The sequence below is a fragment of the Nocardia sp. NPDC051911 genome, from assembly GCF_040681035.1.
GTDB classification, from domain to species: domain Bacteria; phylum Actinomycetota; class Actinomycetes; order Mycobacteriales; family Mycobacteriaceae; genus Nocardia; species Nocardia sichangensis.
The window spans coordinates 73,623-98,703 of record NZ_JBFAXY010000026.1 but is presented as its reverse complement, the minus strand read 5'-3'; the positions used below and the strand labels follow the sequence as shown (position 1 = coordinate 98,703).

At 67.9% G+C, this 25,081-nt stretch carries 22 protein-coding genes and 1 pseudogene; 13 read left to right on the top strand and 10 right to left on the bottom strand.

Annotated features, from left to right (window positions below):
* Positions 1 to 49 precede the first annotated feature (49 nt).
* The gene (locus tag AB0L97_RS27830) at positions 50 to 1,009 is read right to left on the bottom strand and encodes an aldo/keto reductase (protein ID WP_355078005.1); all 960 of its coding nucleotides are present in this window, start codon (positions 1,007 to 1,009) and stop codon (positions 50 to 52) included.
* Positions 1,010 to 1,290: 281 nt separating this feature from the next.
* On the opposite strand from AB0L97_RS27830, the gene AB0L97_RS27825 reads away from it, so the two are divergent.
* The 7 genes from AB0L97_RS27825 (at position 1,291) to AB0L97_RS27795 (ending at position 7,465) form a co-directional block, all read left to right on the top strand.
* Positions 1,291 to 2,220, top strand: coding sequence for an undecaprenyl-diphosphate phosphatase (locus tag AB0L97_RS27825; RefSeq protein WP_355078058.1), 930 nt, complete (start codon positions 1,291 to 1,293; stop codon positions 2,218 to 2,220).
* A gap of 16 nt (positions 2,221 to 2,236) precedes the next feature.
* Positions 2,237 to 2,995 carry a histidine phosphatase family protein gene (locus AB0L97_RS27820; protein WP_355078006.1) on the top strand — a complete coding sequence of 253 codons (759 nt, stop codon included), beginning with the start codon at positions 2,237 to 2,239 and terminating at the stop codon, positions 2,993 to 2,995.
* A 71-nt stretch (positions 2,996 to 3,066) separates the two neighbouring features.
* The gene (locus AB0L97_RS27815) at positions 3,067 to 3,651 is read left to right on the top strand and encodes a DUF3090 domain-containing protein (protein WP_355078007.1); all 585 of its coding nucleotides are present in this window, start codon (positions 3,067 to 3,069) and stop codon (positions 3,649 to 3,651) included.
* A 4-nt stretch (positions 3,652 to 3,655) separates the two neighbouring features.
* Positions 3,656 to 4,465, top strand: coding sequence for an SCO1664 family protein (locus tag AB0L97_RS27810; protein ID WP_356966099.1), 810 nt, complete (start codon positions 3,656 to 3,658; stop codon positions 4,463 to 4,465).
* Between the two features lie 78 nt (positions 4,466 to 4,543).
* The gene (locus tag AB0L97_RS27805; protein WP_355078009.1) at positions 4,544 to 4,966 is read left to right on the top strand and encodes a hypothetical protein; all 423 of its coding nucleotides are present in this window, start codon (positions 4,544 to 4,546) and stop codon (positions 4,964 to 4,966) included.
* Between the two features lie 137 nt (positions 4,967 to 5,103).
* Positions 5,104 to 6,342, top strand: a complete 1,239-nt coding sequence (gene mshC, locus AB0L97_RS27800; protein ID WP_364435043.1) for a cysteine--1-D-myo-inosityl 2-amino-2-deoxy-alpha-D-glucopyranoside ligase — start codon at positions 5,104 to 5,106, stop codon at positions 6,340 to 6,342.
* A gap of 43 nt (positions 6,343 to 6,385) precedes the next feature.
* Positions 6,386 to 7,465, top strand: coding sequence for an MBL fold metallo-hydrolase (locus AB0L97_RS27795; RefSeq protein WP_364435040.1), 1,080 nt, complete (start codon positions 6,386 to 6,388; stop codon positions 7,463 to 7,465).
* Here AB0L97_RS27795 and fadD11 read toward each other — a convergent pair.
* Positions 7,449 to 9,290, bottom strand: a complete 1,842-nt coding sequence (gene fadD11, locus AB0L97_RS27790; RefSeq protein WP_364435037.1) for a fatty acid--CoA ligase FadD11 — start codon at positions 9,288 to 9,290, stop codon at positions 7,449 to 7,451. The two genes, AB0L97_RS27795 and fadD11, sit on opposite strands and share 17 nt — an antisense overlap.
* Before the next feature lie 645 nt (positions 9,291 to 9,935).
* A pseudogene (locus AB0L97_RS27785) lies at positions 9,936 to 10,129 on the bottom strand (enoyl-CoA hydratase/isomerase family protein); the annotation flags it as partial.
* Between the two features lie 257 nt (positions 10,130 to 10,386).
* Here AB0L97_RS27785 and AB0L97_RS27780 point away from each other — a divergent pair.
* Positions 10,387 to 10,935, top strand: coding sequence for a TetR/AcrR family transcriptional regulator (locus AB0L97_RS27780; RefSeq protein ID WP_355078013.1), 549 nt, complete (start codon positions 10,387 to 10,389; stop codon positions 10,933 to 10,935).
* 10 nt (positions 10,936 to 10,945) lie between these two features.
* On the opposite strand, the gene AB0L97_RS27775 is transcribed toward AB0L97_RS27780, so the two are convergent.
* Positions 10,946 to 12,802: a Na+/H+ antiporter gene (locus AB0L97_RS27775; RefSeq protein ID WP_356966090.1), complete on the bottom strand. Its 1,857-nt coding sequence runs from the start codon at positions 12,800 to 12,802 to the stop codon at positions 10,946 to 10,948.
* 127 nt (positions 12,803 to 12,929) lie between these two features.
* Between AB0L97_RS27775 and AB0L97_RS27770 the strand changes: the two genes are divergently transcribed.
* Positions 12,930 to 13,832: an alpha/beta hydrolase gene (locus tag AB0L97_RS27770; RefSeq protein WP_364435032.1), complete on the top strand. Its 903-nt coding sequence runs from the start codon at positions 12,930 to 12,932 to the stop codon at positions 13,830 to 13,832.
* A 137-nt stretch (positions 13,833 to 13,969) separates the two neighbouring features.
* Positions 13,970 to 14,941 carry an enoyl-CoA hydratase-related protein gene (locus AB0L97_RS27765; protein ID WP_355078016.1) on the top strand — a complete coding sequence of 324 codons (972 nt, stop codon included), beginning with the start codon at positions 13,970 to 13,972 and terminating at the stop codon, positions 14,939 to 14,941.
* A gap of 92 nt (positions 14,942 to 15,033) precedes the next feature.
* Here the strand turns inward: AB0L97_RS27765 and AB0L97_RS27760 are convergent, their stop codons facing one another.
* From AB0L97_RS27760 to AB0L97_RS27745, 4 genes are all read right to left on the bottom strand, one after another.
* Entirely contained in the window at positions 15,034 to 15,618 is a 585-nt protein-coding gene (locus AB0L97_RS27760) for an SMI1/KNR4 family protein (protein WP_364435028.1), read from the bottom strand.
* Positions 15,619 to 16,006: 388 nt separating this feature from the next.
* Positions 16,007 to 18,220: a molybdopterin oxidoreductase family protein gene (locus AB0L97_RS27755; RefSeq protein ID WP_364435025.1), complete on the bottom strand. Its 2,214-nt coding sequence runs from the start codon at positions 18,218 to 18,220 to the stop codon at positions 16,007 to 16,009.
* Between the two features lie 66 nt (positions 18,221 to 18,286).
* Positions 18,287 to 18,856, bottom strand: coding sequence for a GNAT family N-acetyltransferase (locus tag AB0L97_RS27750; protein ID WP_364435022.1), 570 nt, complete (start codon positions 18,854 to 18,856; stop codon positions 18,287 to 18,289).
* Positions 18,857 to 19,172: 316 nt separating this feature from the next.
* Positions 19,173 to 19,559, bottom strand: coding sequence for a MerR family transcriptional regulator (locus AB0L97_RS27745; protein ID WP_355078020.1), 387 nt, complete (start codon positions 19,557 to 19,559; stop codon positions 19,173 to 19,175).
* A gap of 54 nt (positions 19,560 to 19,613) precedes the next feature.
* Here AB0L97_RS27745 and AB0L97_RS27740 point away from each other — a divergent pair, with 54 nt between their 5' ends.
* Positions 19,614 to 20,462 (top strand): LLM class F420-dependent oxidoreductase, encoded by an 849-nt coding sequence (locus AB0L97_RS27740; protein WP_364435017.1) that lies wholly within the window; start codon positions 19,614 to 19,616, stop codon positions 20,460 to 20,462.
* Positions 20,463 to 20,536: 74 nt separating this feature from the next.
* Here AB0L97_RS27740 and AB0L97_RS27735 read toward each other — a convergent pair whose 3' ends face one another.
* Together AB0L97_RS27735 and AB0L97_RS27730 are read right to left on the bottom strand one after the other, a co-directional pair.
* Complete coding sequence (locus AB0L97_RS27735; RefSeq protein WP_364435014.1) at positions 20,537 to 21,181, bottom strand: hypothetical protein; 645 nt, start codon at positions 21,179 to 21,181, stop codon at positions 20,537 to 20,539.
* A gap of 835 nt (positions 21,182 to 22,016) precedes the next feature.
* A complete protein-coding gene (locus AB0L97_RS27730) occupies positions 22,017 to 23,051 on the bottom strand; it encodes a hypothetical protein (RefSeq protein ID WP_364435011.1) in 1,035 nt (344 codons plus the stop codon).
* Positions 23,052 to 23,227: 176 nt separating this feature from the next.
* Between AB0L97_RS27730 and AB0L97_RS27725 the strand changes: the two genes are divergently transcribed.
* Positions 23,228 to 23,881 carry an AAA family ATPase gene (locus AB0L97_RS27725; RefSeq protein WP_364435104.1) on the top strand — a complete coding sequence of 218 codons (654 nt, stop codon included), beginning with the start codon at positions 23,228 to 23,230 and terminating at the stop codon, positions 23,879 to 23,881.
* Positions 23,882 to 24,278: 397 nt separating this feature from the next.
* On the top strand, positions 24,279 to 24,995 hold the full coding sequence (locus AB0L97_RS27720; RefSeq protein ID WP_356966070.1) for a metal-dependent hydrolase: 717 nt from the start codon (positions 24,279 to 24,281) through the stop codon (positions 24,993 to 24,995).
* Positions 24,996 to 25,081: the final 86 nt, after the last annotated feature.

The window sequence follows — 25,081 nt, the reverse complement described above, 5'->3', positions numbered from 1 at the left end:
CTCCCACCCCTGGCCGCTGCAGTGCTCATGCAGGCAAGGCTAATCTGTGTCACTCCGCGCGTGCACTGACGTCGTCCAGGGCCGCGGCGATCGCCCGCGGCAACTCCAGGGTCTCGGCGGCCAGCACGCCGGTGAGCTGCCCGATATCGCGGGCGCCGACGATCATGCTCGCCACACCCGGCCGGTCCCGGATCCAGGCCAGCGCCACCGCCAGCGGCGAGGTGCCCAACCCGTCCGCGGCGGTCACCAGCGCATCCACCACCCGGGTGGCGCGGTCGTCGAGACCACTGCGGATCTCCGCCGCGGTCGCCTCGTCGGCGCCGCGCGAATCAGCGGGAACACCGTCGCGATACTTGCCGGTGAGGATGCCGCCCGCCAACGGCGCCGAGGCGATCACCCCGACACCGTGGAACCGCGCGGCGGGCACGACATCGGTCTCCGCCCCCCGCGCCAGCAGCGAATACGGCGTCTGCGCCGCGGTCACCGGCGCCACCGCGGCCAGACTGGCCAGCTGCCAGGCCCCGAACCCGCGCACCCCCGCGTAACGCACCCGGCCCGAGCGCACCACCTGCTCCAACGTCGAGGCGACCTCCTCCAACGGCGTCCGCGGATCCCACACCGCGACATTCCAGATGTCGAGATGGTCGGTGCCGAACTCCAGCAGCGTGCGGTCCAGCTGCCGCAGCAGCGCCCGCCGCGAGGTGTCGACGGTGACCTGCGCCGCCTCCGGCATCCCCGCCGCGGCGAATCCCCACGGCGCGATCCCGGCGCAACCGCTGAGTACCAGCTCGTCGCGGGAGACCAGGTCACCGAGCAATTCGGCCAGGATCCGCTGCGCGGCCCCGCCCGCGTAGGCGGGGGAGGTGTCCACCAGTGTGCCGCCCGCCTCGACGAACGCCACCAGTTGCCCCGCCGCGTCCTCGGCGTCGGTGTGCGCACCCCAGGTATGGGTCGCCAGGCCCATCCGCGACACCCGCAGGCCGCTGCGGCCCACCGTCCGCTGTTCCATCACCGTGTCCGCGCATTCGTCACGGCGCCAAGCCTAGAGTGTGGATACGCGACTCGGCGGCCACCAGCACAGTGGGTCGCGCTCGGGTGCGGCGAGCACACCCGCGACCCGCGCGGCGGCGGCAGCGCCACGGCCGGGCACGCCGCCGCGGCCTCGACACTGTACTGTCGCTGCGTGATTGGCGCGGTGGTCAGGAAGAATCGACCGATCGCCGCACCAATGCCCAGGTAGCAACGCGTATTCCGCGCGGAAGTGGAGGATGGTTCGTGGTCGGCGAGTCGATGACCTGGGTGCAGGCCTTGGTGCTGGGTCTGGTGCAGGGACTGACGGAGTTCCTGCCGATCTCCTCCTCGGCGCATCTGCGCATCGTCTCGTCGGTCTTCTTCGGCGACGACGCGGGCGCCTCGTTCACCGCGGTCACCCAGCTGGGCACCGAGGCCGCGGTGCTGGTGTACTTCGCCAAGGACATCTGGCGGATCCTGTTGGCCTGGTTCGCGGGTCTGCGCGAGCAACTGACCACGCGCGGTCGCCAGCAGATCCCGCTGCACGATCAGCCGACGACGAGACTTCCGGTCATCACCGCCGACCACAAGCGCGTCTTCGACGAACAGGCCCAGCGCGAACTCGACTACCGCATCGGCTGGTATGTGATCATCGCCACCATCCCGATCGGTGTGCTGGGATTCTTGCTCAAAGACGAGATCCGCACCGGCGCCCGCAATCTGTGGTTGGTGTCGTTCATGCTGATCTTCTTCGCCCTGGTCATCGCCGCCGGTGAACACTTCGGCCGCAAGGATCGCCCGATCGAGCAACTGACCACCCGTGACGGGCTGGCCATGGGTTTCGCGCAGTGCCTGGCGCTGATCCCCGGTGTCTCGCGCTCGGGCGCCACCTCCACCGCGGGCCTGTTTTTGGGCTTGGAGCGCGAAGCGGCCGTACGGTTTTCGTTCCTGCTGGCCATCCCGGCCGTGACCGCCTCGGGCCTGTTCAGCCTGCCGGACGCGTTCGAACCCGCTGGTGAGGGCCTCAACGCCAGCGGACCGCAACTGCTGGTGGCCACCGTGCTGGCGTTCGCGGTCGGCTACGCGTCGGTGGCGTGGCTGCTGCGTTTCGTGGCACGGCACTCGCTGTACTGGTTCGTCGGCTACCGCATCGTGCTGGGCGCGATCCTCATGGGTCTGCTGGCGGGCGGGGTGGTCTCGGCGACATGATCGCTAGGCTGACCGCATGACGGTGATCCTGTTGCGGCACGGTGTGTCGACCTCGAACACCGCCCGCACCCTGGCCGGTCGCAGCACCGGCGTCGAGCTCACCGAGCGCGGCGAGGAGCAGGCGAGGGCCGTGGCCGAACGACTGGCCGGGCTGCCGATCGAACGAATCGTGCACTCCCCGCTGCTGCGCTGCCAGCGCACGGTCGCGCCGCTGGCGGAAAAGTTCGGGCTGGAACCGGTATTCGACGACCGGCTGGTCGAGGTGGACTACGGCGAGTGGACCGGGCGGCCCATCGCCGAACTCCTGGAGGAACCGCTGTGGAAGGTCGTGCAACGGCACGCCTCCGGCGCGGTGTTCCCCGGCGGAGAAGGGCTGGCGCAAGTACAAGCCCGCGCGGTCGCCGCGATCCGCGAACACGACCGCGCCCTGGCCACCCAGCACGGCCGCGACGCGCTGTGGGTGGCGTGCACCCACGGCGACGTGATCAAGTCGGTACTCGCCGACGCCCTGGGCATCCACCTCGACGGCTTCCAGCGGATCCTCGTCGAACCGGCCTCGCTCAGCGTCGTGCGCTACACCCCGACCGCACCGTACGTGTGGCGGCTCAACGACACCGGCGCCGACCTGTCGGCCCTCGCCGCCTCCGGCGCTCAACAGCAAGCGGCGTCGTCGTCGACGCCGGGACCCGAGGTCTCCGGACCAGTCCCCGGTGGCGAGCTCGGCAATAGCGCAAGTGCGGATAATGGGAATGCGGAGCGTCGAGATTCCTTGTAAACAACCGAGCGGTCGTTGTATGGAATCCCCGCGCCGCGGGTAGTCGATCAGGGTCATATCAGGAGGTGCATGTGTCACGCGCAATCCATGTATTCCGCACCCCCGATCGTTTCGTCGCCGGGACCGTCGGTGAGCCGGGTGATCGCGCGTTCTATCTGCAGGCCGTGCAGGAACCGCGCGTGGTCAGCGTGCTGCTGGAAAAGCAGCAGGTCAAGGTGCTCGCCGACCGGATGGGTCTGCTGCTGGACGAGGTCGCGCGCCGCTTCGGCGCCGAAGTGCCCCCGCAGGCCGAGGACGTCGCCGACAACGCACCGCTGGTCACCCCCATCGACGCCGAGTTCCGTGTCGGCACCATGGGCCTGGGCTGGGACGCCGACGCGGGCGCGGTGGTGGTGGAACTGCTGGCGATCACCGAGACCGAGGTCGACGAGTCGGTGGTCCTCGACGACACCGAAGAGGGGCCCGACGCGGTGCGGGTGTTCCTCACCCCGATCCAAGCCCGCGAATTCGCGCTGCGCTCCACCCGGGTGATCGCGGCGGGCCGCCCGCCGTGCCCGCTGTGCGGTGAGCCGCTGTCGGCGCGCGGGCACATGTGCGTGCGCACCAACGGCTACAAACGCGGTGAGATCTTCGGCGCGGCCGAAATGGAGGAGTGATTCGGTGGCCGAGGCCGGGGACGGATTCCACAACGGTGAACTGACCGTGATCGGGCGGGTCAGCACCGCCAGCAACGTCACCCTGGTCTGCGACGTGAACGACACCGCCACCGGCGAGACACCCCTGCGGGTGGTCTACAAACCGATCCGCGGCGAACGACCGCTGTGGGATTTCCCCGACGGCACCCTGGCCGGACGCGAGGTGGCCTCGTATCTGATCTCCGAGGCGATCGGCTGGGGCGTGATCCCCGAAACCATCTTGCGCGACGGCCCTTTCGGCTTCGGCATGGTGCAACGCTGGGTCGTGGGCGTCGACAACCACACCGACCGCGGCGACCGCCTCGACCTGATCGACCTGTGCCCCGCGGGCGCGGTGCCCGACGGCTTCCGCGAGGTGCTGCGCGCGGTGGACGACGTCGGCAACGAAGTGTCGCTGATCCACGCCGACGATCCGCGGTTGCAGCGCATGGCGGTGCTGGACGTCCTGCTCAACAACGCCGACCGCAAGGGCGGGCACGCGCTGGAAGGGGTGGACGGGCAGGTCTACGGCGTCGACCACGGCATCTGCTTGCACACCGACCACAAACTGCGCACGGTGCTGTGGGGCTGGGCCGGGCAGCCCATCGACGACGGGCTGATCGCCGACATCACCGCCTTCGCCAAGCAGTTGCCGGGCGCGTTCGCCGACACACTCGGCGAGCACATCACCGACGCCGAGATCGACGCGTTGATCGAACGCACCCAGCAGGTGCTCGACGACCCGGTGATGCCGCTGCCGCGCACCTCCCGGCCCATTCCGTGGCCGGCGTTCTGATCGCGACCGCTGCCGTGCGCGGGGTTTCCTGGCACAGTTGAAGCTTCGAGCGCTCGGCGCGACGACGAGGAGGACGCGATGCCCCACTCCACTCCCGATCGCGCGGCGCCGGTGGTGCGGGTCGCCGTCGGCGCGCCGACCTACCGCATCGCATTGCACTACGTGCACCTCTACGACAAGAAGCCCTACCCCGACACCGACCTGCACCTCTACGACAACGGCGTCTACTGGCTGAGCTCGGCGGGGGAGAACCACTTCGGCGTCTACGTCATGACCGAGGGTTCGGTGGACTCCGGGCGGTTCACCATGCGGTTCATCTCGTTGCCTTCCGCGGACTGGGGCGATACGGTCGCTTATCACGAACTCGAGTTCGACGTCGCGCGCGGCGAATTCACTCAGCTCGCGCTCGCCGACACCGATCCCGACATCCCCGAACTGGACGGGACGTTCGCGATCGGCCCCAACACCGTCACCGATCCCACCCGCGGCACCGACAGCTGATTCAGCGAAACCGTAATTATTGACATCCCACGATTTGCTGGAAGACGCAGGTCGCGGCAGGCGACCCTACCGGCCGCATGGGCGCGGCGACCGGGCCGGGGCCCGATGATCTCCACCACACCTTTACCCTCGTAAGCATGCAGTCCTGGTCCGATACCGCCCTCCCCACCGTCCCTGGAGCAGGACCGCCGTTGCGGTTGTACGACACCGCCGACCGTCTGGTGCGCCCGGTCACCCCCGGCCCCACCGCCACCATGTACGTCTGCGGCATCACCCCCTACGACGCCACCCACCTCGGGCACGCCGCCACCTACCTGACCTTCGACCTGGTCAACCGGCTGTGGCGCGACGCGGGCCACGACGTGCACTACGTGCAGAACGTCACCGACGTCGACGACCCGCTGTTCGAACGCGCCGCCCGCGACGGCATGGACTGGCGCGACCTCGGCGCGGCGGAGACCGACCTGTTCCGTGAGGACATGGCCGCGCTGCGGATCGTGCCGCCCCGCGACTACGTCGGCGCCGTCGAATCCGTCGACGAGGTCGTCGAATTCGTGCAGAAACTGCTGGCTTCCGGCGCCGCCTACGTCGTCGACGACGCCGAGTACCCCGACATCTACTTCCGTGCCGACGCCACCGACCAGTTCGGTTACGAATCCGGCTACGACCGCGCCACCATGCAGCGGCTGTTCGCCGAACGCGGCGGCGACCCGGACCGTCCCGGTAAACGCGACACCATCGACGCGCTGCTGTGGCGCTCGGCGCGGCCCGGCGAGCCGTCCTGGCCCGCCCCGTTCGGCCCGGGCCGACCCGGCTGGCACATCGAGTGTTCGGCGATCGCGTTGAACCGCATCGGCCCGGAATTCGACATCCAGGGCGGCGGCAGTGACCTGATCTACCCCCACCACGAATACTCCGCTGCGCACGCCGAGTCGCTCATCGCCGGCCGCCGCTTCGCCCGCCACTACGTGCACGCCGGCCTGATCGGGCTGGACGGGGAGAAGATGTCGAAGTCCCGCGGCAACCTCGTGCTGGTGTCCACGCTGCGCCGCGGCGGCGTCGACCCGTCCGCCATCCGCCTCGGCCTGCTGGCCGGCCACTACCGGCAAGACCGGATGTGGACCGACGCCCTGCTCGAGCGGGCGCAGCAGCGCTTGGAGCTGTGGCGCGAAGCCACCGCGTTGCCCGCGGGCCCGTCGGCCACCGACACCGTCGCCCGCCTGCGCCAGCACCTGGCCGACGATCTGGACACCCCCAAGGCGCTCGACGCCCTCGACAACTGGGCCCGCCAGGCACTGGACTACGGCGGCCAGGACACCGACGCCCCCACGCTGATCACCACCGCCGTCGACGCCCTGCTGGGCGTACGCCTGTAGCCGGTCTCTTGCCCGCATCCCCCGCACGTGATGGGGTACGGGGGTGTGCAAGCTTCCCGGCCTCGGCCTGTTCGGCCCCGGCGGCAAACTGACCTCCCTCAGCGCAGGCGTCTTGCGGCCGGCGGCCGATCCCGCCGACCCGCGCACGATCGCCGCGCGCGCCCGCTTCTTCGGCGCCGACACCGTCGACCCGCAGACCGGCGCCCTGCGCACCGACCGGGTCGTGCTGTCGTGGGTCGGCTGCACCACCTTCGCCCTGGCCATCGGCGGTTCGGTGTTCCTGCTCGACGCGTGGGTGCCCCGGCTGACCAGCACCGGTTACGTCCCCGCCACCCCGCAGGACCTGGTGGACCTGGCACCCGCGGCGATCTTCATCGGCCACGGCCACTTCGATCACGCCGCCGACGCCGGACGCATCGCCCAGGCCAGCGGCGCGGTCGTACACGGCACCGCCGAGCACTGCGCGAGCATCGCCGCACAGGTCACCGATCCAGCGTTCCCCACCGCCGTGCACGGTGACGCGGGCACCGCGATCGGCACCCGGGAGGATTTCGCTGTGGGCGCGGTCGAGGTGACCGTCGTGCGGCACCTGCACTCCGCACGCACCCCGTCCGATCCCGTCGGCGGATCACCGCGCTTCTTTCCCCGCCCGCAACCGGGCATCGTGCTGACCCACCCGCCGACGCTGAGCGGTCTGCTGCAAGGTGTGCCGCGGCTGCGCGACCCCGAAGGAGGGGTGCTGCTGTACCAGTTCCGGGTGCCGGGCTTGTGCCTGGTGTGGCACGACTCGACCGGACCGCTCACCGAACGCGCCCCGCAGGTCTTCGACACCCTCGCCGCGCTCCCGGCCACCGACGTGCAGATCGGCGCGGTGCAGGGCTACAACCAGATCAGCAACGGGCTGCGCGATCCCCGCACCTACATCGAAGCCCTCACCCCCGCGCTGTTCGTGCCGAGCCATCACGACAACTGGCTGCCCGGACTCACCGCGAGCGCGGCGACCTACGACGCACCGTTGCGCGCGGAACTGGAACGGATCACCGCGCCACGGCGACCGGAACTGCGCACCCTGCACGATCCGGCCGACTACGTGCGCCCGCAGCGGCTCACCTTCCAGCTGTGAGCGTGTCCGCGCCGCCGGCGCGGGATCGCTGCCCGTCGGGTTCGTGCACGGTCGCGGCGAGGTCTTCGGCGTAGAGCTGTGCGATCTGTTCGGCGTACTTGTCGGCGATCGGCTTGCGCCGCAACTTCATCGTCAAGGTGACCTCGTCGCCGCCGGGCTCCCAGAACACCGGCAGCACGGTGAACCGTTTGATCTGCTCGACCCGCGACAACGTGGCGTTGCCCGCCGCCACGCCGCGCGCGATCGCGGCGATCACCCCGTCCTCGGCCGCCAACGCCGCCGCCGAGGCATCCGGCAGCGCGTGCTCGGCGGCATACAGTGCTGCGGTCTCGGCGTCGATGACGATCAGCGCCGTGTTGTACGGGCGCGCGTCCCCGATGGTGGCGATGGCGCCCACCAGCGGCGTCGAGGCCTTGATCGCGTTCTCGATGTTGGCCGGGGACATGTTCTTGCCCGCCGAGTTGATGATCAGCTCTTTCTTGCGGTCGACCACCCGCAGATACCCCTCGGCGTCGACGGACATGATGTCGCCGGTGTGCAGCCACCCGTCCGGGTCGAGCGCTTCGGCGGTCTGCCGCGGCTGTTTGCGGTAGCCCTTCATCACCAGTGGCCCGCGCACCAGGAATTCCCCGTCCTCGGCGATCCGCCACTGCATTCCCGGCAGCATCCGGCCCACCGAACCCAGCCGCGCCTGCTCCGGCGAGCAGGCGCTGGCCACGCAGGTCAGTTCGGACATGCCCCAGATCTCCGAGATCGGGATGCCGATGCCGAAGAAGAACCCGAGGGTCTGCGGTGGAATCGGCGCGGCGCCCGACATCGCCCACTTCAGTCGGTCCAGGCCGATTCCGGCGCGCAACGCCGACAGCACCTGCTCGTCGGCCCGCGCCCATTCGGCCGCCAGCTGGTCATCGATCGGTTCGCCGCGCAGCTGGGCGTCGGCCTTGCGCGCCGCCACGTCCAGCGCCCACCGCAGCGCACCGCGCCGGGCGTCGTCGGGTTCGGCGGCGACGGAGAACTCGATGGCGGCCTTCAGTTTCTCCCACACCCGCGGCACCGCGCCCCAGATGGTGGGGTGCACGTCGGCCAGCGCGGCCGGCAGCAGCGACCGGTCGGGCACCACGGTGATCTGCGTGCCGTACACCTGCTGCAGATACAGCGAGCAGAACCGGTCGGCCATGTGCGCCGAGGGCAGGTAGGAGGTCTGCCGGTCGCCGAACTCCACCGGCAGCACCGCGTGGAACGCTCGCGCTTCGGCCAGCAGATTGGCGTGGGTGATCTCCACGCCCTTGGGGTTGCCGGTGGTGCCGGAGGTGTAGACGAGGGTGAGCACGTCGTCGGGCCGCACGGCCCGCCAGGTCGCCTCGAAGTCGAAATCGGGGCGGCCCATGGCTTTCAGTTCGTCGAGTCCCACGGTGCCCTCGGGCGTGGCGTCGATGCAGACGATGGTCTCGATCGGCGTGCCGCAGGCACGGATCCGCTCGAGGTACTGCTGCTCGCAGATCACCACCCGATTGCCCGCGTTGGCGAACACGTAGGTCAGTTGTTCGGGCGAGAGGGTGTTGTACACCGAGAACGAGGTCGCGCCGGTGTGCTGCGCGCCGACTTCCAGGGGATAGAACTCCACCCGGTTGCCCATCATCAACGCCACCGTGTCGCCGCGGCCGACACCCAGCGCGGCCAGGCCCGCCGCGACCGCGCGCACTTCTTCGGCGTACACCCGCCAGGTGAGCGTTTGTCCGCCGCCGATGGACCGGACGGCCACCGCGTCCGGATCGATCGCGGCGCTGTGCTGGAATGCGGCGCAGGACGTGTTCGGTTCGGTCATCGCACAACCCCGTTCGGTACACCCGGCTTTCCCAGACCGTAGGTGTCCGACCGTGCTCGGCGGGGCGTTTTCGCCCGTTTCCGGATCCACGACCGGTTCGTCCGCGCACGACCGAACCACTTCTCCGGCAACGGGATCGGCGGTTCCGGCCGTGCGGATTCCGCTGCCCGCCGCGCCGGGCGATGAGGTCGCGGACCGACCGCCGCGGCGGGGCGGGTCAGGCCGCGCTGCCGCTACCGGCTTGGAACACGGCGGTCATGAGGTCGGCGAGAACTGTCAGCAATTCCACGATCGCTCCCTTTCAGTAGAAAACACGAAGTCAGCAGCGTGTATGACGCGATCGTCTTTCTCGTGAACGAGGAATGAATAAACAGAAACCGGCCTGCACCGGGCGGGGTGACCGCCGGTGTTCCACCTCTGATACGCGCTGAGCTGGGATTCATCGCCATCTCTCCGGCTTCGGCCATCACCCGGTCCGATGACAAGATTCCCGCTCCCACCGTGCCGCATTCCGTCGACGACTTCACCGTGAAGCCGAGGAAAAGGCGTGACACAGCAATCCATCAGGAATTGTCACCCCACGGAATGAGGGAGAATTATTGCGACGCAGCAATTTCGAGTGCGCCCCGCACGGTGGTCGCAGCGCTAGGTGGTCAGTGCCGTGACGGCGGCGGCGTACACGGTGTCTTGATCGCACCGAGAGTGCCGGGGTCCTTGCCGCCCAGCGGGGCCAGCAGCGCTACCGCGGCGTCGACGCCGCCGAAGCGGCGGCCGGTGGTCATCTAGGCGACGGCGCTTTTCGGGGTGAGCTCGACCTGGATCAGCGCGGCCATCGCGGGGTGAAGGGAATGGTGAAGACAGGGGTCAAAGGGGTGGGGGACCGACGGCGAGTACGGCCCGCACGCCGCTGCCGGGCACCTCGCTGAGCAGATCCGCGCGCGATCCACCCACGCGCGCTAAATATTTCAGCAGGTAACAGGTACCGAAGCGTCTTCTCGGCGTACGCATCGGTACTTCCCGAGGTCGGTCCAGCCGACGCTACGATGGGGTACTGTTCGGTCCCTCCCCCTGACCGAACGAAGAGAACGGCGCGCGTATGTCACGAGTGGTCACCAAGGAGCAGTACTTCGACACCGGCTTGGAAGTGCTCGCCGAACTCGGCTTCAAAGGTCTCAACATCGGTGTCCTGTGCCGGCAGCTCGGCGTCACCAGCGGATCGTTCTACCACCACTTCGGCAGTTGGCAAGGATTCGTCGACGCCCTGCTCGAACACTGGGAGAACCGCCAAGTGCGCATCCTGGGGACCATGCCGTTCAACCAGGGCAACCCCGATGACGACATCCGCGCCATGTCCGACCTCGCCGCCGGACTGCACCATTCCGCCGAAGCCGCCATCCGCGCCTGGGCGGCCAACGACGAATCGGTCAACCTCGCACTCAAGCGCGTCGACGAATCCCGCAGGCGCACCGTGCACAAAGCGATCAAGGGGGTCGTCGGCGACGACGACACCGCCGCCGTGGTCACCTCACTGGGCATGGCGATGCTCGTCGGCTACCAGCAGATCGCCGCGGGCGGGGAGAACCTGTCACTGGACCAGCTGCTGGCCGAATACGCGCGCCTGATCTACTCCCACGCGCAGCGCTGACCCACTCCGGCTAACCGAGCAGCTCGTCGACATAGCACCAGCGCCACGCCTCTCCCGGCTCCACACTGCGCATCACCGGATGCCCGCTGGCGCCGTAGTGCTTGGTCGCGTGATTGCCCGGAGAAGAGTCGCAGCAGGCGATGTGCCCGCACGACAAGCACATCCGCAGATGCACCCACGCCAGTCCCTCCGCGAGACATTCGCCGCATTCGTCCGGCCCGCCGTGCGCACGCACCAGCGGCGCGTCCCGCAGATGCGCGCAAGCGTCGTCGGCCCCCGCCGCCGCCAGCGGTTCGACCCGTTCTTCCTCGGTCTCGTCGTAGCGATCGATGATCGACTCCTCGAGATCCAACTGCGCCAGCACATGCTGCAGGATCTCGTAGTCGACGGCGCCCGAATCCCGTACGCGCAAGACGGTTTCGCGTTCGGCCTGCAACATCGCCAACCGCAGCCGCCGGTACTCCGCCGTGGGTGTCACCAGCTCCGACTCCGCCCGCCCCAACCGCTCCCAGGCGGCGTTGGCCTTCCACAGGACCCGATCACGCAACGTCTGCACCACCCCCGGCGGCGTGTCCGGCGTGACTTCCCGCTCGAGAGCGGCCAAACCGGCCGCGGTCGCCTGCTGCAACACGTTGGCCTTCTGCAACGCGTCCTCGGCGCGACTGGGCGCACGCAACCGCAGCCACCGCACCAGCCACGGCAACGACGTGCCTTGCACCAGCAGCGTTCCCGCCACCACCACCAGCGCCAGCAGCCGCAGCACGGCCAGCAACGGAGTGTCCTGCGGCAGCAGCAGCACCGCCGCCAACGTCACCACCCCCCGCATCCCCGCCCACGACACCACCACCAGATGACTCACCGGCACCGCCTCGCCACCACCGAGACTGCGCGACAACAACGACGACCCGAACACCCAGACCGGACGCGCCAGCATCGTCGCGGCCAGCACCGCCACCGCCGACCACAGCAGGGTGGCGTGGTCGAGCTCGCTGTGCCAAGCACCCTCCACGATGCCGCGCACCTGCAACCCGATCAGCACGAACACCGCGCTCTCCAGGATGAACTGGATCGTGCGCCAATTGATGCGCTCGGCGATCCGCGACGCGGCGCTCTGCCACACCGGCGCGTTGTGTCCGAGGATCATCCCGCACACGACCACCGCGATCACCCCCGAGGCGTGGATGCCCTCAGCGGGCAGATACGCCGCGAACGGCGCCAGGAACGACAACGTCGTGTCCATCACCGGGTCGGTGATCCGCCGCCGCAACATCGCCAGCAGATAGGCCACCACCACTCCCACCGCCGCGCCGCCACCGGCCGCCAGCGCGAAATCGGCGCCGGCCGCCCACACCGACACCGTGCCCACCATCGCCGCCAGCGCCGTCCGCAACGCCACCAGCGCGGTCGCGTCGTTGAACAGCGACTCGTCCTCCAGGATCGTCACGATCCGCCGCGGCATCCCGATCCGCCGCGCCACCGCCGTGGCGGCCACCGCATCCGGCGGAGCCACCACCGCACCCAGCGCGACAGCGACCGCGAACGGCACCGGCAGCAGCCACCACACCACCACCGCCACAGCGAAGGTCGTGAACAACACCAACCCCACCGACAACAACCCGATCGTGCGCGCATTCGCCCGGAAATCCACCAGCGACGTGCGGATCGCGGCGGTATACAGCAAAGGAGGCAGGAAACCGAGCAGAATGATCTCCGGCTCCAAATGGATCTCCGGCACGAACGGCAGATACGACGCCGCCACCCCGCCCACCGTCAGTACCAGCGGTTCGGAGATCCCGAACCGTCGCGCCAGCGCCGCCAACGCGGCCGCCGACGCGACGAGAACAACCAGGCCGATCGCGACATGCACGGTGAAATTCTCGCAGAGCGCACGATCGGCTATCGGCCGGCGCGGTAGATGACACGTGCACGGCCGACCGAACTACTGTGCCCGGGCGCACACACGCGCCATGCTTGTCGACGACAAGGAGGTAGACATGGAGGAGTTCGCGTCCTGGCGGGCGAACGGACGACGCCACACTCATCGCGGCCACCAGATCTTCTGGCGCGACGGAGGCGCAGGCACCCACGGGACGCTGGTGTGCATCCACGGATTTCCCACCGCGTCCTGGGACTGGCATCGGATCTGGCCGGGCCTGTGCGAACGATTCGCCAGGGTCATCGCCCCCGACATGATCGGCTTCGGCTGGTCGGCCAAACCCCGCCACTACGACTACCGCATCACCGACCAAGCCGACATCCACGAGAACCTGCTGCGGGAACAGGGCATCAGCCGGTACCACATCCTCGCCCACGACTACGGCGACACCGTCGCCCAGGAGCTTGTGGCCCGCGACGCCGAACGCCGCGCCGCCGGCGACGAATCCCTGGTGATCGAGTCGGTGTGCCTGCTCAACGGCGGCTTGTTCCCCGAAACACACCGCCCCCGCCCGGTGCAGCGGCTGCTGGCGAGCCCGCTCGGCCCGCTGGTCGGCGTCCTGGGCAGCGAACGCACCTTCCACCACAGCTTGGCCGCGGTATTCGGGCCCGACACCAAACCCACCGACATCGAACTGCACCAGTTCTGGCTGCTGTGGTGCAGCAGGCACGGCAAGAGCAACGGCCACAAACTCATCCGCTACATGGCCGAACGCCGCAAGCAGCGCAAGCGCTGGGTGGGCGCACTGCAGCAGGCCCAGGTCCCCGTCCGGCTCGTCGACGGCCTGTCCGATCCCGTCTCCGGCGGCCACATGGTGCACCGCTACCGCGAACTGATCACCGACCCCGATGTCGTGGAACTGTCGCGAATCGGCCACTACCCGCAACTGGAGGCACCCGAGCAGACCCTCGCGGCATTCCTGGAATTCCACGACACCCGCGTCCACAAGCCCACGGCCTGACCGATGTTGCGGACCGGCCCCGCCGGTCCGCAACATTAGGGTGTAGTCCACGACTGCGCTGGACCGCTTCCGAAACGCGTTCGCGTGGAACCGTTCTCGCGTCCCGACCGCCGATATGCGCACCGAAGGAGCCGCCGATGTCCGCCGCCGACCTGCCCCTGGAAACCATCGAACTCGACCAGTCCGGGCGGGTACTCACCGCGCGTGTGGTCGCGCCCCCGTGGAACTTCGTCACCACCGCGGTCGTCCGCGACCTCGACCTTCTCACCGCCGCGGTCGATATCGACGACACCGTGGGCGCGGTCGTGCTCACCGGAGGACTGCCCGGCCGCTTCCTCACCCATGCCGACCCCGCCGCCCTCGGCGGCATGATCGAGAAACCACGCCCCTTCGTCCCCGCTCGCGCCGCCGCACCGTTCCTGCGCGCCGCCGCTGCCGTCCTGCACGTTCCCGGCGCCACCGACCTGGTCGAACGCCACGGAGGCGGTCTCGGTGCGGGCCTGGTCTGGGGTTACCGCTGGAAACGCACCACCTTGCGGATGAACCGCTCCGGCGTCGCCTACCTCGCCGCCATCAACGGACCCGCACTCGGCGGCGGGCACGAGATCGCGCTGGCCTGCGATCTGCGCTACGCCGCCGACGCCGACCACGTGCGCTTGGGCCAGATCGAGACGCTGGCCAACCTCATTCCCGGCGGCGGCGCGACCCAACGCCTCACCCGCCTGCTCGGCGCCGCCAAAGCCATCGAGGTCACCCTCGAAGGCACGCCGTTCACCGCCCAGGAAGCGCTGCGTCTCGGCCTGGTGAACCGCGTACTGCCGGCCGAGGACCTGCTCACCGAAACCCAGGCCACCGCGGCCCGGCTGGCCGCCCGCAACCCGGTCGTCGTCGCCGAACTCAAACGCGCCGTCTACTTCGGCTCCGATAAATCCCTCTCTCGCGGCCTCGACGCCGAACAAGCCGGATTCGTCTCCGTCGGCACCACCACCGCGGCCGCCCGCACCACCAAAGCCTTCTTCGAAGACCTCGACCGCCTCGCCGACACCCCGTTCCTGGCCGACCCCCAACCCTGGCTGGACGGCACCCGCGTCGACCAGGTGAGCAAATGACCCACCTCGCGGGGGACGACACCCACGGGGGCCGTCAGCGTTCCACCCTCATAGTCAGGTGCGGTGGAGTCGGCGGAGCGGGAGCGAGTCGCTCAGCCGGGGATGTATGACCCGGACCCGTACTGCTCGACGTCGCGGCGGTACTGGTCCTGCCAGTGCAGGAATTCGTGGCCGTTGCCGCGGAACTTGCACTGCAGCTCGCCGGGAAGGCCTCCGGTACAGGCTCTGGCCAGGAATTCCACCATCCCGTACGGCAGCACCGTCAATTCGTCGTCGTATACGCACACCGGCCACTCGGCGCTCGACTCACCCTCGACGCGCCACAGGTAGTAGAAGTCGCCACCGCCATCAACACCCCAGTGGATATACATGTCACCGTCACCCAGAATCTCGGCCCTGTACGGCTTGGCAGCAGCCCGCCGAAACGTCCCGGTGATCTCCACCACACTCGTGCTGTACCGGTGGCCGGGCGCCGTCGCCGGTGCCGCGATCAGCAGGGAGTCATCAAGCAACCCGGCACCGTAGACCGCGAGGAAGTCCAGGTAGTCCGGCGGCAGTTGGACCCCCAACGCCGCCTCGGCCTCCGCCACCCCCTGCAGGTCCAGCGCCGCCCACTCCGCGCTGGCCGGCGACGGCGGCAGAATCCGCCGCAAACGTTCGAGCGCATCGCTTGTCATCGGTTCTCCCCAATCCGTCGGACCCGTCGGAACCGGACTCGCCGGATTCATACAATTGTCCGGGTCAGCCGAGTCTCGTGACCCGCCCTGGCTTTACAGTTCAACAGCCCGTTGCGAGACATCGGTGTTCAGTGCCGGCGGGCGGAGGCGCACCCATCATGCCAACATTGGCGCGTGTCGGCCCGAAGCTGTTCCCAGTCACGGCTGTAGCCCGCAACACGCCTCGCATGCGGTAACCGGGGGAGACCTGAACCAGCGACCTCTCGATGGCCGCCCATCCGGCGGAGGGACATTCCGGACAGCCGAACCGCCACCGCCATAACCGCTGGTCAAGCCGTTTAGCGCCAGCCAACGGCGATGACGCTGCCGAACAGACGGTCCACACTCGTCAAGCGGTCGGCGCGGGTTCGCGCTCGCTGAGGTCCACACGCTCCCCGGAGTCGACCGACGCCCGTGTCACCGTCACCCACGTGTTGTTCACCGCCGCCGTCCCCGAGAACGTGTCGGTCACCGCCGGATCGTGCAGCAGGTTCACATTCGCGCCCGGCAGCGACGCCGCCACCGTCCACCCGACACCCGGCTCCTGATGTCCCCACCCGTGCGGGATCGCCACCGTCCCGGCCCGGATATCGTCACTGACCTCCAACGGCACCACGATCGCCCCGGTGCGCGAACGCACCGTCACCGGCTCACCGTCGCGCAACCCGCGCGCCGCCGCATCCTGCGGATGCATCAGCGCCGTGCAACGATCGCGCCCCTTCACCATCGACGGCACATTGTGCAGCCACGAATTGTTGCTGCGCAGATGACGGCGACCGATCAACTTCAAGTCGTAGCCGTCGGCGGGCGCGGTCACCGCCTCACCCCGCCGCGCGGCCGCGAGAACTTCACGCGCGGCCGCCACGAAATCCTCCGGCGCCACATGCACCTTCCGATCCTTCGTCCCGAGCAGCGACCGCAGCCTCGGCCGCAACGGACCCAGATCGATACCGCCCGCCGCCGCACGCGCCTTACCCACCGTCAAACCCTTGCGACCCCGCCGCAACACCCCGTACGGCCCCGCCGCCACCCCCAGCGCGGCGATCCGCACGGGGCTGACCCGATCGAACACCGCGTTGAGCACCCGCGCGGTGAGCCGCCGCGCAGGCAACGGCACCATTTCGGTGACCAACCGCGCCATGATCTGCCAATCCTCCAGCCCATCGGCGGGCGGCTCGAACACGCGCGCGTCGAAACGCAGATTGTTGCGCACACTGAACACCGGGAACAGGATGTTGACGTCCTCGCGCTCCAACGGCGAGATCGGCGGCAGGATGATGTCCGCGTGCCGCGTCGTCTCCGTGACGTACATGTCCACGGCCACATAGAAATCCAGCCCGTCCAGCGCCGCCCCCAACCGGCCGCGCTGCGGCGTGGACAACACCGGATTGCCCGCATACGTGATCATCGCGCGGATCCGGCCCGGCCCCTCGGCCGACATCTCCTGCGCCAGCGCCGCCACCGGCAACTCCGAGCGGAACGACTTGTAGGTCCCGGAGCTGTCGGTCCACGCCCCATACCCCATCGGCAGGTACTTCGCATACCGCGGCGCATCGATCGGCGGCGTCGCGAACATCTGCCCACCCGCCCGATCCAAGTTGCCCGTCACCGCGTTGATCGTGTTCACCAGCCAATGCGTCAACGTGCCGGTCACCTGCTGGCACACCCCGATCCGCGCGTACAGCACCGCCGAGCGCGCCGCCGCGTGCTCCCGAGCCAGCCCGCGAATCGTCTGCGCGTCCACTCCCGCGTACTGCGCCATCTGCTCCGGCGACGCCTCGGCCACCAGCGCACGCAACCGCTCCCAACCGGTGCTCGACGCGCGAATCGCCCCCTCGTCACACAGATCCTCGGCGACCAGCACATGCAACATCGCCAGCAACAGATACACATCACCGCCCGCAGCCACCGCGACATACTGATCGGCCAGCCGCGCCGTCTCGGTCCGCCGCGGGTCGATCACCACGACCTTCCCACCACGCCGCCGCACGTCCCGGATCCGCTGCTTCGCATTCGGCATGGTCGTCACCGACCCGTTCGACACCGCCGGATTCGCCCCCAGGATCACCAGGCGGTCGGTCCGATCGATATCGGTCACCGGCATCAGCACATTCGAGCCGAACATCCGCCACGCGACGAACTCCTGCGGGAACTGATCGATCGACGACGCCGAGAAGAAGTTCCGCGTCAGCAGCACCGACCGCAGCAACACCGCGTACAGCACCGACGAGCTGTGCGCGGCCGGATTCCCCAGATACATGCCGATCGCGCTGTTGCCGTGCTCGCGACGCACCTCGCGCAACCGCCGACCGATCTCGTCGAATGCCTCGTCCCAGCCGATCGGCTCGAACGACGAACCCACCCGCCGCACCGGCGTCCGCAACCGATCCGGGTCATGGTGCAACCCGCCCATCGCCGTCGCCTTCGGGCAGATGTACCCCTTCGACAGCACGTCCTGCGGATTGCCCTCGATCCGCGTCACCTGGTCACCGGAGACCGTGACGAGAATTCCGCAGTGCGCCTCACACAACGTGCACTGCCGGGCAATGGTGGTAGCACTCATGAATTTTCACCTTCTGCCGGATCGCTTCCCACAGGCTATCTGGGACAGCTGCTTCCGTACAGGGATCTATGCCGGGCGGAGGCGGGCATGCAAATGCATGTCGTGCCAACCGTCCGCGTGCAACCCAGCACTGCGCCGGACACCCTCCGGCGCGAATCCCGCCTTCACCGCCGCCCGGCAGGACGCGGCATTACGCACCGAGTGCGACACCTCCAGCCGATGGAAACCCACCTCGAACGCCCACCGAGTCACCGTCTCGACCGCGGCGGGCGTCACGCCGCGGCCCCGCCATCCCGGAGCCGTCCAGTACGCGATCCCCGCCACGCCATCCGCGGGTGCCATATGCCGCAACCCGACCCTGCCCGCCACCACGTCACCGACGACGACAGCCCACTGCGGGCCGTCACCATTGCTCCACCCCGCCTGCCAGCGGGCGATCAACTCCCGCGCCTCGGCCTCGGAGACGACATCGCGAACATGCCAGCGTTGGATATCCGGATCCTGGTAGACGGCCTGGATCACCGCCGCGTCGGCGTTCGTCCAAGGCCGCAACAACACGGTCTCACCCCTCAAAGCGGGCTGCGTCCCGGCTGCGAACACTTCGGCGGCGACCACATCGGGCATCAGAGCGGACACATCCGGATTGTCACTCACACGCGCGCTCTGCCGCCACGCATTTCGTCGACCGAATCGCCGAAGACTATTCGCACCAACCTGTTTCGCACGTGACGACGCCGCGCGGCCGCCCACAGTACCCACCGGCAGGATATGCGCCGTCACCAGGCGAGGTACGGCCAGCCGCACGCCTGCGCCCGAAACGTGCTCATATCGACCCGAGCACCCCGACGGACAGCGTCTCGTTTCCCATCGTGCCCGGCCGTGGCCACTCGGTGCGCCCCACGCGGTGAGACGGCGCGGGACGTCGTGCCGGATCCGCAGCACCGCGCGGTTGCTACGTCGTGCTCTGCGCGGCGCGGTCGCTCGCTACCGGTACACCGGAGTCGAGCAGAATCGAGGCGAGCAGGTGGCGGGAGCGCGCCAGATCCGAGGCGAGCGCGTCCATTCGGTCGATCTCCGACTTCAAGATCGCTACCACCTCGGCACACGGCTCGAACCGCGGAACGGTGTCGCGAGCGCATGGCAGTACCCGACGGATGACATCGGTGGGCAACCCGGCTGCCAGAAGAGCACGGATACGAAGAACGGTCTCGACGGTGGAGTCGTCGAATCTGCGGTAGCCGTTGCCGCCACGCGCTGCCGTCAGCAAACCCTGCCGCTCGTAATAGCGCAATGCCCTCGTGCTGCAACCAGTGCGCTGCGCTAGTTCACCGATCCGCATTCCACTCACCTCGACCTTGACCTTGACGCTGGCGTCAATGTTTACCGTAGCCCAATGCAGATCGGAATCTTCACCGGCGTGACCGACGAAAGCATCGGCCCGGCCGACCTCGCCCGGGCAGTGGAAGACCGCGGCTTCGAGTCGCTGTTCGTCGCCGAGCACACACACATACCGGTCACGGTCACCACGCCATACCCCGGTGGCGACGAGATCCCACACGACTACCACCGCAATCTCGACCCGTTCGTCACATTGTCGTTCGCAGCCGCCGCGACACAACGGCTACGGATCGGCACGGCCGTGACGCTGGTCGTCCAACGCGATCCGATCATTCTGGCCAAGGAAGTGGCGAGCCTGGACCTGGCCTCGGGAGGACGGTTCGAACTCGGCGTCGGCGTCGGCTGGCTGCGTGAAGAGATGCGCAACCACGGCACCGATCCCAGAACACGAGTTGCGCTACAGCGCGAACGACTCCTCGCGATGACAAACATCTGGACCCACCGACAAGCCGAATTCCACGGCGACTTCGTCGATTTCGACCCGCTGTACTCGTGGCCGAAGCCAGTCCAGCAGCCGCGCCCCCCGGTGTGGCTCGGCGGCTGGGGACCATCCACACACCAACGCATCCTCGACCACGCCGACGGATGGTTGGCCCCCGTCGGCCTACCACTCGACGAGCTGGCGAGGGGGATCCACGAACTACAGGCCCTCGCCGACCGCCACGGTCGAGCGCCGGTGCCGGTGATCGCGACACTGTTCCAACCACAGCGCCACCAACTGGAATACCTGGCGGAGTTGGGAATTCACCGCACATTGCTGGGCATCGTTCCAGTTCTGCCACACGATGCGGCGCTTCACGAGTTGGACCGGCTCGCCGAGGTGAGCGTCGGACCACACCGCTGAACCGACATCGAAGTCACGCCCTGTCGTCACTGTGACGATTCGAAGACGCTTCGAAGAGGAGTAGGGGAGTCGAGCTACCCGGCCGGAACTTCCACCGCGTCACCGCCGACGGCAAGCACCGGCTTCGACGGCGAAAACCCCGGCAGGAATCGGTTCACAGCAGGGATCATCAGGTGGATCAGCGGTCCGATCCCGAAGGCGTAGACCAAGGTCCCCACACCGACGCTGCCGCCGAGAACCAATCCCGTCGTCAACACCGTCACCTCGATCGCCGTGCGCACCACCCACACCGATCGCCCGGTGCACCGGACCAGTCCAGTCATCAGTCCATCCCGCGGGCCCGGACCCATACCCGCGCCGATGTACAACACACTCGCCACCGCGTTCAACACGACAGCGGCCCCCATGGCACTGGCCCGCACCGCCAGCGCATCCCACGACGGCAGCCAGGCGAGCCCGGCATCGACCGACACGGCGATCACCACGACATTGCTCACCGTGCCCAGACCCGGCAACTGTCGCAGCGGAATCCAAGCCAACAGCACCGCGACACCGGTCAGTGCCGTGACGGCACCGAAACTGATCGGCACGTGCCGCGCCACACCTTGATGAAACACATCCCACGGATCCAGCCCGAGCCCCGCCCGCACCATCACCGCCATCGAGAACCCGTACAACCACAATCCGACATACAACGCGACCAACCGACGAACCAGCACCGACCCAGCGTGCCCGCAACTGGCCACCACAACCAGAGCCAATCACCAATCACTGGACTGTGCGACGACAGCCATCCAGCAACACCACGCGGTTACACCCGCCGCACTTCCTCACCATCCCGGTCCACCGAGCCCGCCGCTAGCCCCAACGAGCCCGATCTAGGAAAATTCCAAGACTCGTCAACCAACCCACTCCAACCATCCTGGGGTAGGGGGCAGGTCCGCAACGATGCGGTCGACGTCGCCCAACCGTTCGTTCCATGACGTCGCCGACCAACCATCCACTGCCGCAGAGCGTCATACGTCGACGGCATATTTGCCAAGTTCTTCGTATCGGCGCGCACCTGACTACGCAATACGTCACAGTGACAAAATGGCGGTGCGCAATCTGTGCGCAGCAGGTTACGCAATCAGGTCACTCCCGGAATCGCTGCAGAAGCCCGACAGCCCTTGAACTCACCGAATCATTCTTGCCTTACCGGATCGGACAGACAGACAACGAATACGCCGCACAATCACTGCTGCGAACCGCCCCAAAATTGCGCCGATAATCAACATTATGTCAACTAGAGGACTGGTAACCGCTCCTCCGGTTCGAAGAACCCTCATCTCCCCGGCGCATCCAAGTGAGACGTGTCGGCGAGGCTGAGCATCGCGCGGTTGCGAACGGCACGAAACCGCCACCCTCCACCGGCAGCATCATCCACGTGGTGATGACGAAGGCCAGCGCGTAGCCGTGCGTTACGACGATGTGGTCGTGGTCGGTGTCCGCGCCGGTTCGCGACTCGGCGCCGGGCCCAACCCCGAAATATGACCCGACGTCGAGGAGGCGGATTCAAGCCAGCAAGTCCGCGAGTTCCGCGTGCAGATCCAGCAACGTGGAAATCTGACCGGCCGGACGGCGGCCCATACCGCACTCGGTGGCGATGCCGAACTCGCCGACCACCGAGCGGGCAGCTTCGATCCGTGCCAGCGCGCCGGCACGGCCGTCGGTCGCGTGCACCAGCCCGAGGTGCAAGTCCGTTCCAGATGGCAAAACAAGATCGGCGAGAGGCTTGAAATAGTCGGCATCGGTACGCGAGCGCGGAACCGGCAGGTGAATCCAGTCGACCCGCCGCTCCAGCCCGCCCAGGATACGGCCGGCGACCGCAGCCAGCTTGCCGGTATCGGCGGGTTCGGCGAAGTGCCGGTGACCGAAATCGCCATAGCAGAGGTGATAACCAAGATCTACCGACTCAGGCACAGCACCGCCCAACCGAACGAGCCGCCGCCCCACTTCCTCGAGCTGCGTCGGGTAGTCGGAGCCGAACCACGACGGGAAGACGCCCTCGAAGATCGCGAACTCCACCGCGGCATCCCACTGCACCGCAAGATCTTCCGCCGGGATCGTGCCGAGGATGACGGCGAGTTCGTCGAGCAGCCGCGCCTCGTACCTGCGCTCCAACTCGCCCTGCGGACCCGCGACGAACGCACCGATCACCGCGATAGGCGTTGGCAAGCTCACCTGGAACCGAATGCCCGCGGGGATCGTCCCGTCCTCACGCAGCCGGTGGAAGACTCGCCAGGATTCCAGCGCCGCCTCCGCGTAACCCAAGGGACCGAAGTCGATCGACGCCGCGTCCACGCCGGGCTTGGGCCGCACCCGCTCGCTCGGCCCGTACTCGGGGCTCGGCGGCGGAATGGTTTCCAGGTCCGGATGCGCCTGCATCTTGGGCAACTGCCACACTACCCAGTTGTCCCGAACTCCGGTCTCCCCATCCGGAATGCGCTTCAAGTGCTTGCCGATTCGCCGCGCCGCCTCGGTGAAGACTGTTTCCGCATCCGCCAACGGCACACTGCCGCACAGATGAACTCCGCGCCCCTCACCCACCACAACCTCCTCCGCAGGGCCTACCACTGGTTGAGCCGATCTGATCGAAACCAGACATTTGCCACGCTCCGTCCAGACGTCCGGATCGAGATATAGCTATCGATCATCTAGCGCTATGCGATGCAGCGTATGCGCGGAGTGCGAAGTGAGATCCCCAGGTCTGGGAACCATCGGCGATAGGTTCACTGGCCGAACACTCCTCCTTCCGGCTTGCCGGTCATGGCGCTGCGCAACGAGAATCAGGCCCGCCGACTTGTTCTTCTCGATCGCCCCGGAGGTTCGTCGCCATCTGCGAACTACTCGTTCTCGTCAACGGACTACCAGGCTCCGGGAAGTCCACCTTGGCTCCGGCGCTGGCGCTCGAACTCGGTGCGCACTTGATCACGCGGGACGCCATCAAAGAGGCGCTGGGCTCAGGGCTCGATCACACCGCGGTACTACCGAATATCGGGGCGATCGCGACAGAGGCCGCCTGGGCGCTGGCCGCCGCGCTTCCCGGTGTCGCGCTGATCGACTCGTGGTGGTTCAAACCCCGAGATGCGCGCTACGCCGCCAACGGCATCGTGAAGTCGGGCGCGACGCGAGCAGTGGAGGTCTGGTGCTCAGTTCCGCCGGAGCTCGCCCGCGACCGATACCGCGGCCGTACACGTGCCGCCCTGTACCACGACGACGCGCACCTCGCGCACGACTGGGACCACTGGGCGCGCCTGGCCGAACCGCTCGCGCTCACGCCGGTCGTCGCCGTCGACACCACCGGCCCGGTCGACGGATCCGACCTCGCGCGCCGGATCATGGCCGCAGCGACTGTTGCCATCGGCGACGTCCTCTAGAACTGGATTCACATCACGCCTGGTCCCCCGGCCTCGAGGCTGCTCTGGTTTGAGTCCGGCTGGGTCGGAACTTCGGTGGTAGGTGGGAATCATGCATATATACGCAAAGGAACGTATCGCAATTTTTTTCCTCACGCGCTAATGCACGTGCACCACGGATCGTTTCAAGCGACGCTGATGATGTCGCGAGGTATGCATGAACGGTTCTCACGCCCGCATCCCGCGCTGAACCGGATTGTCCACCTACAGAACGTTTTACGCATCGCCACGACTCTTACCAGCACTCCCCTACCTCATTTCCGCGCAAGCCCGAACGCCGGACACGCTTCCCGCACGACTTCCGACCTCGCACAGCGGCATTCGCGAACCGATAGCAAGCTGAACTAACGTTCGAATCGTGCTTGGACATTCACATGCGACCAGTGGCGCGTTGGCCTGGTCGGCGGCAGCGGCGACGCTACCGGTCACGATCTTGACGTTTCCGGCTCTCCAGGATGCGACGGGACACCTCGGTACCGTCGATCTGCTGCTCGGCGTCTTTCTCACGGCCGGGGCCGCACTGCTGCCAGACGCGGACCACCCCGACGGGACCATCTCGCACACTTTGGGTCCGATCACGCACACCGCATGCAAGCTCATCTCCTGGGCCTCCGGCGGCCATCGCGGCGCCACGCACTCCCTGGCCTTCGTCGCGGCCGCTGCCTACGGCACGTGGGCCGGCGAGCACTGGCTCGGGCACTGGTTCACCCTGAGCCTGGTCTTCTTCCTCCTCGCCCTGGCTGTGCGCGCACTGCATCTGTGCCCGTCCGGCAACAACTTCAAGGCATGGGGACCGATCGTCGTGCTCGCCTCCGCGGGCACGTTCGCCATGGAACATTGGATCGCCGACAAGCCGGTCTGGCTGCCGTTCGCGGTCGGACTCGGCGCACTGGCCCACCTGCTCGGCGACTGCCTCACCGAGCGCGGCTGCCGCCTGTTCTGGCCCTTCGGCCTACGAGTCAGCCTTCCCGTCATCGAGCGCACCGGGAACAAGGTCGAAACCTTCATCATCGCACCGCTTTTCACGGTCGGTACCCTGGCAATTCTCTGGTACACCATCACCCACCAGCCCTGACGTCTCGATGCCGCTGCCCAGGCCGCCGCGCTCCCGGCGGCGCGATTGCCGCGACAGGCGGCCTGGGCAGCAGCGTGAGAGGCCGC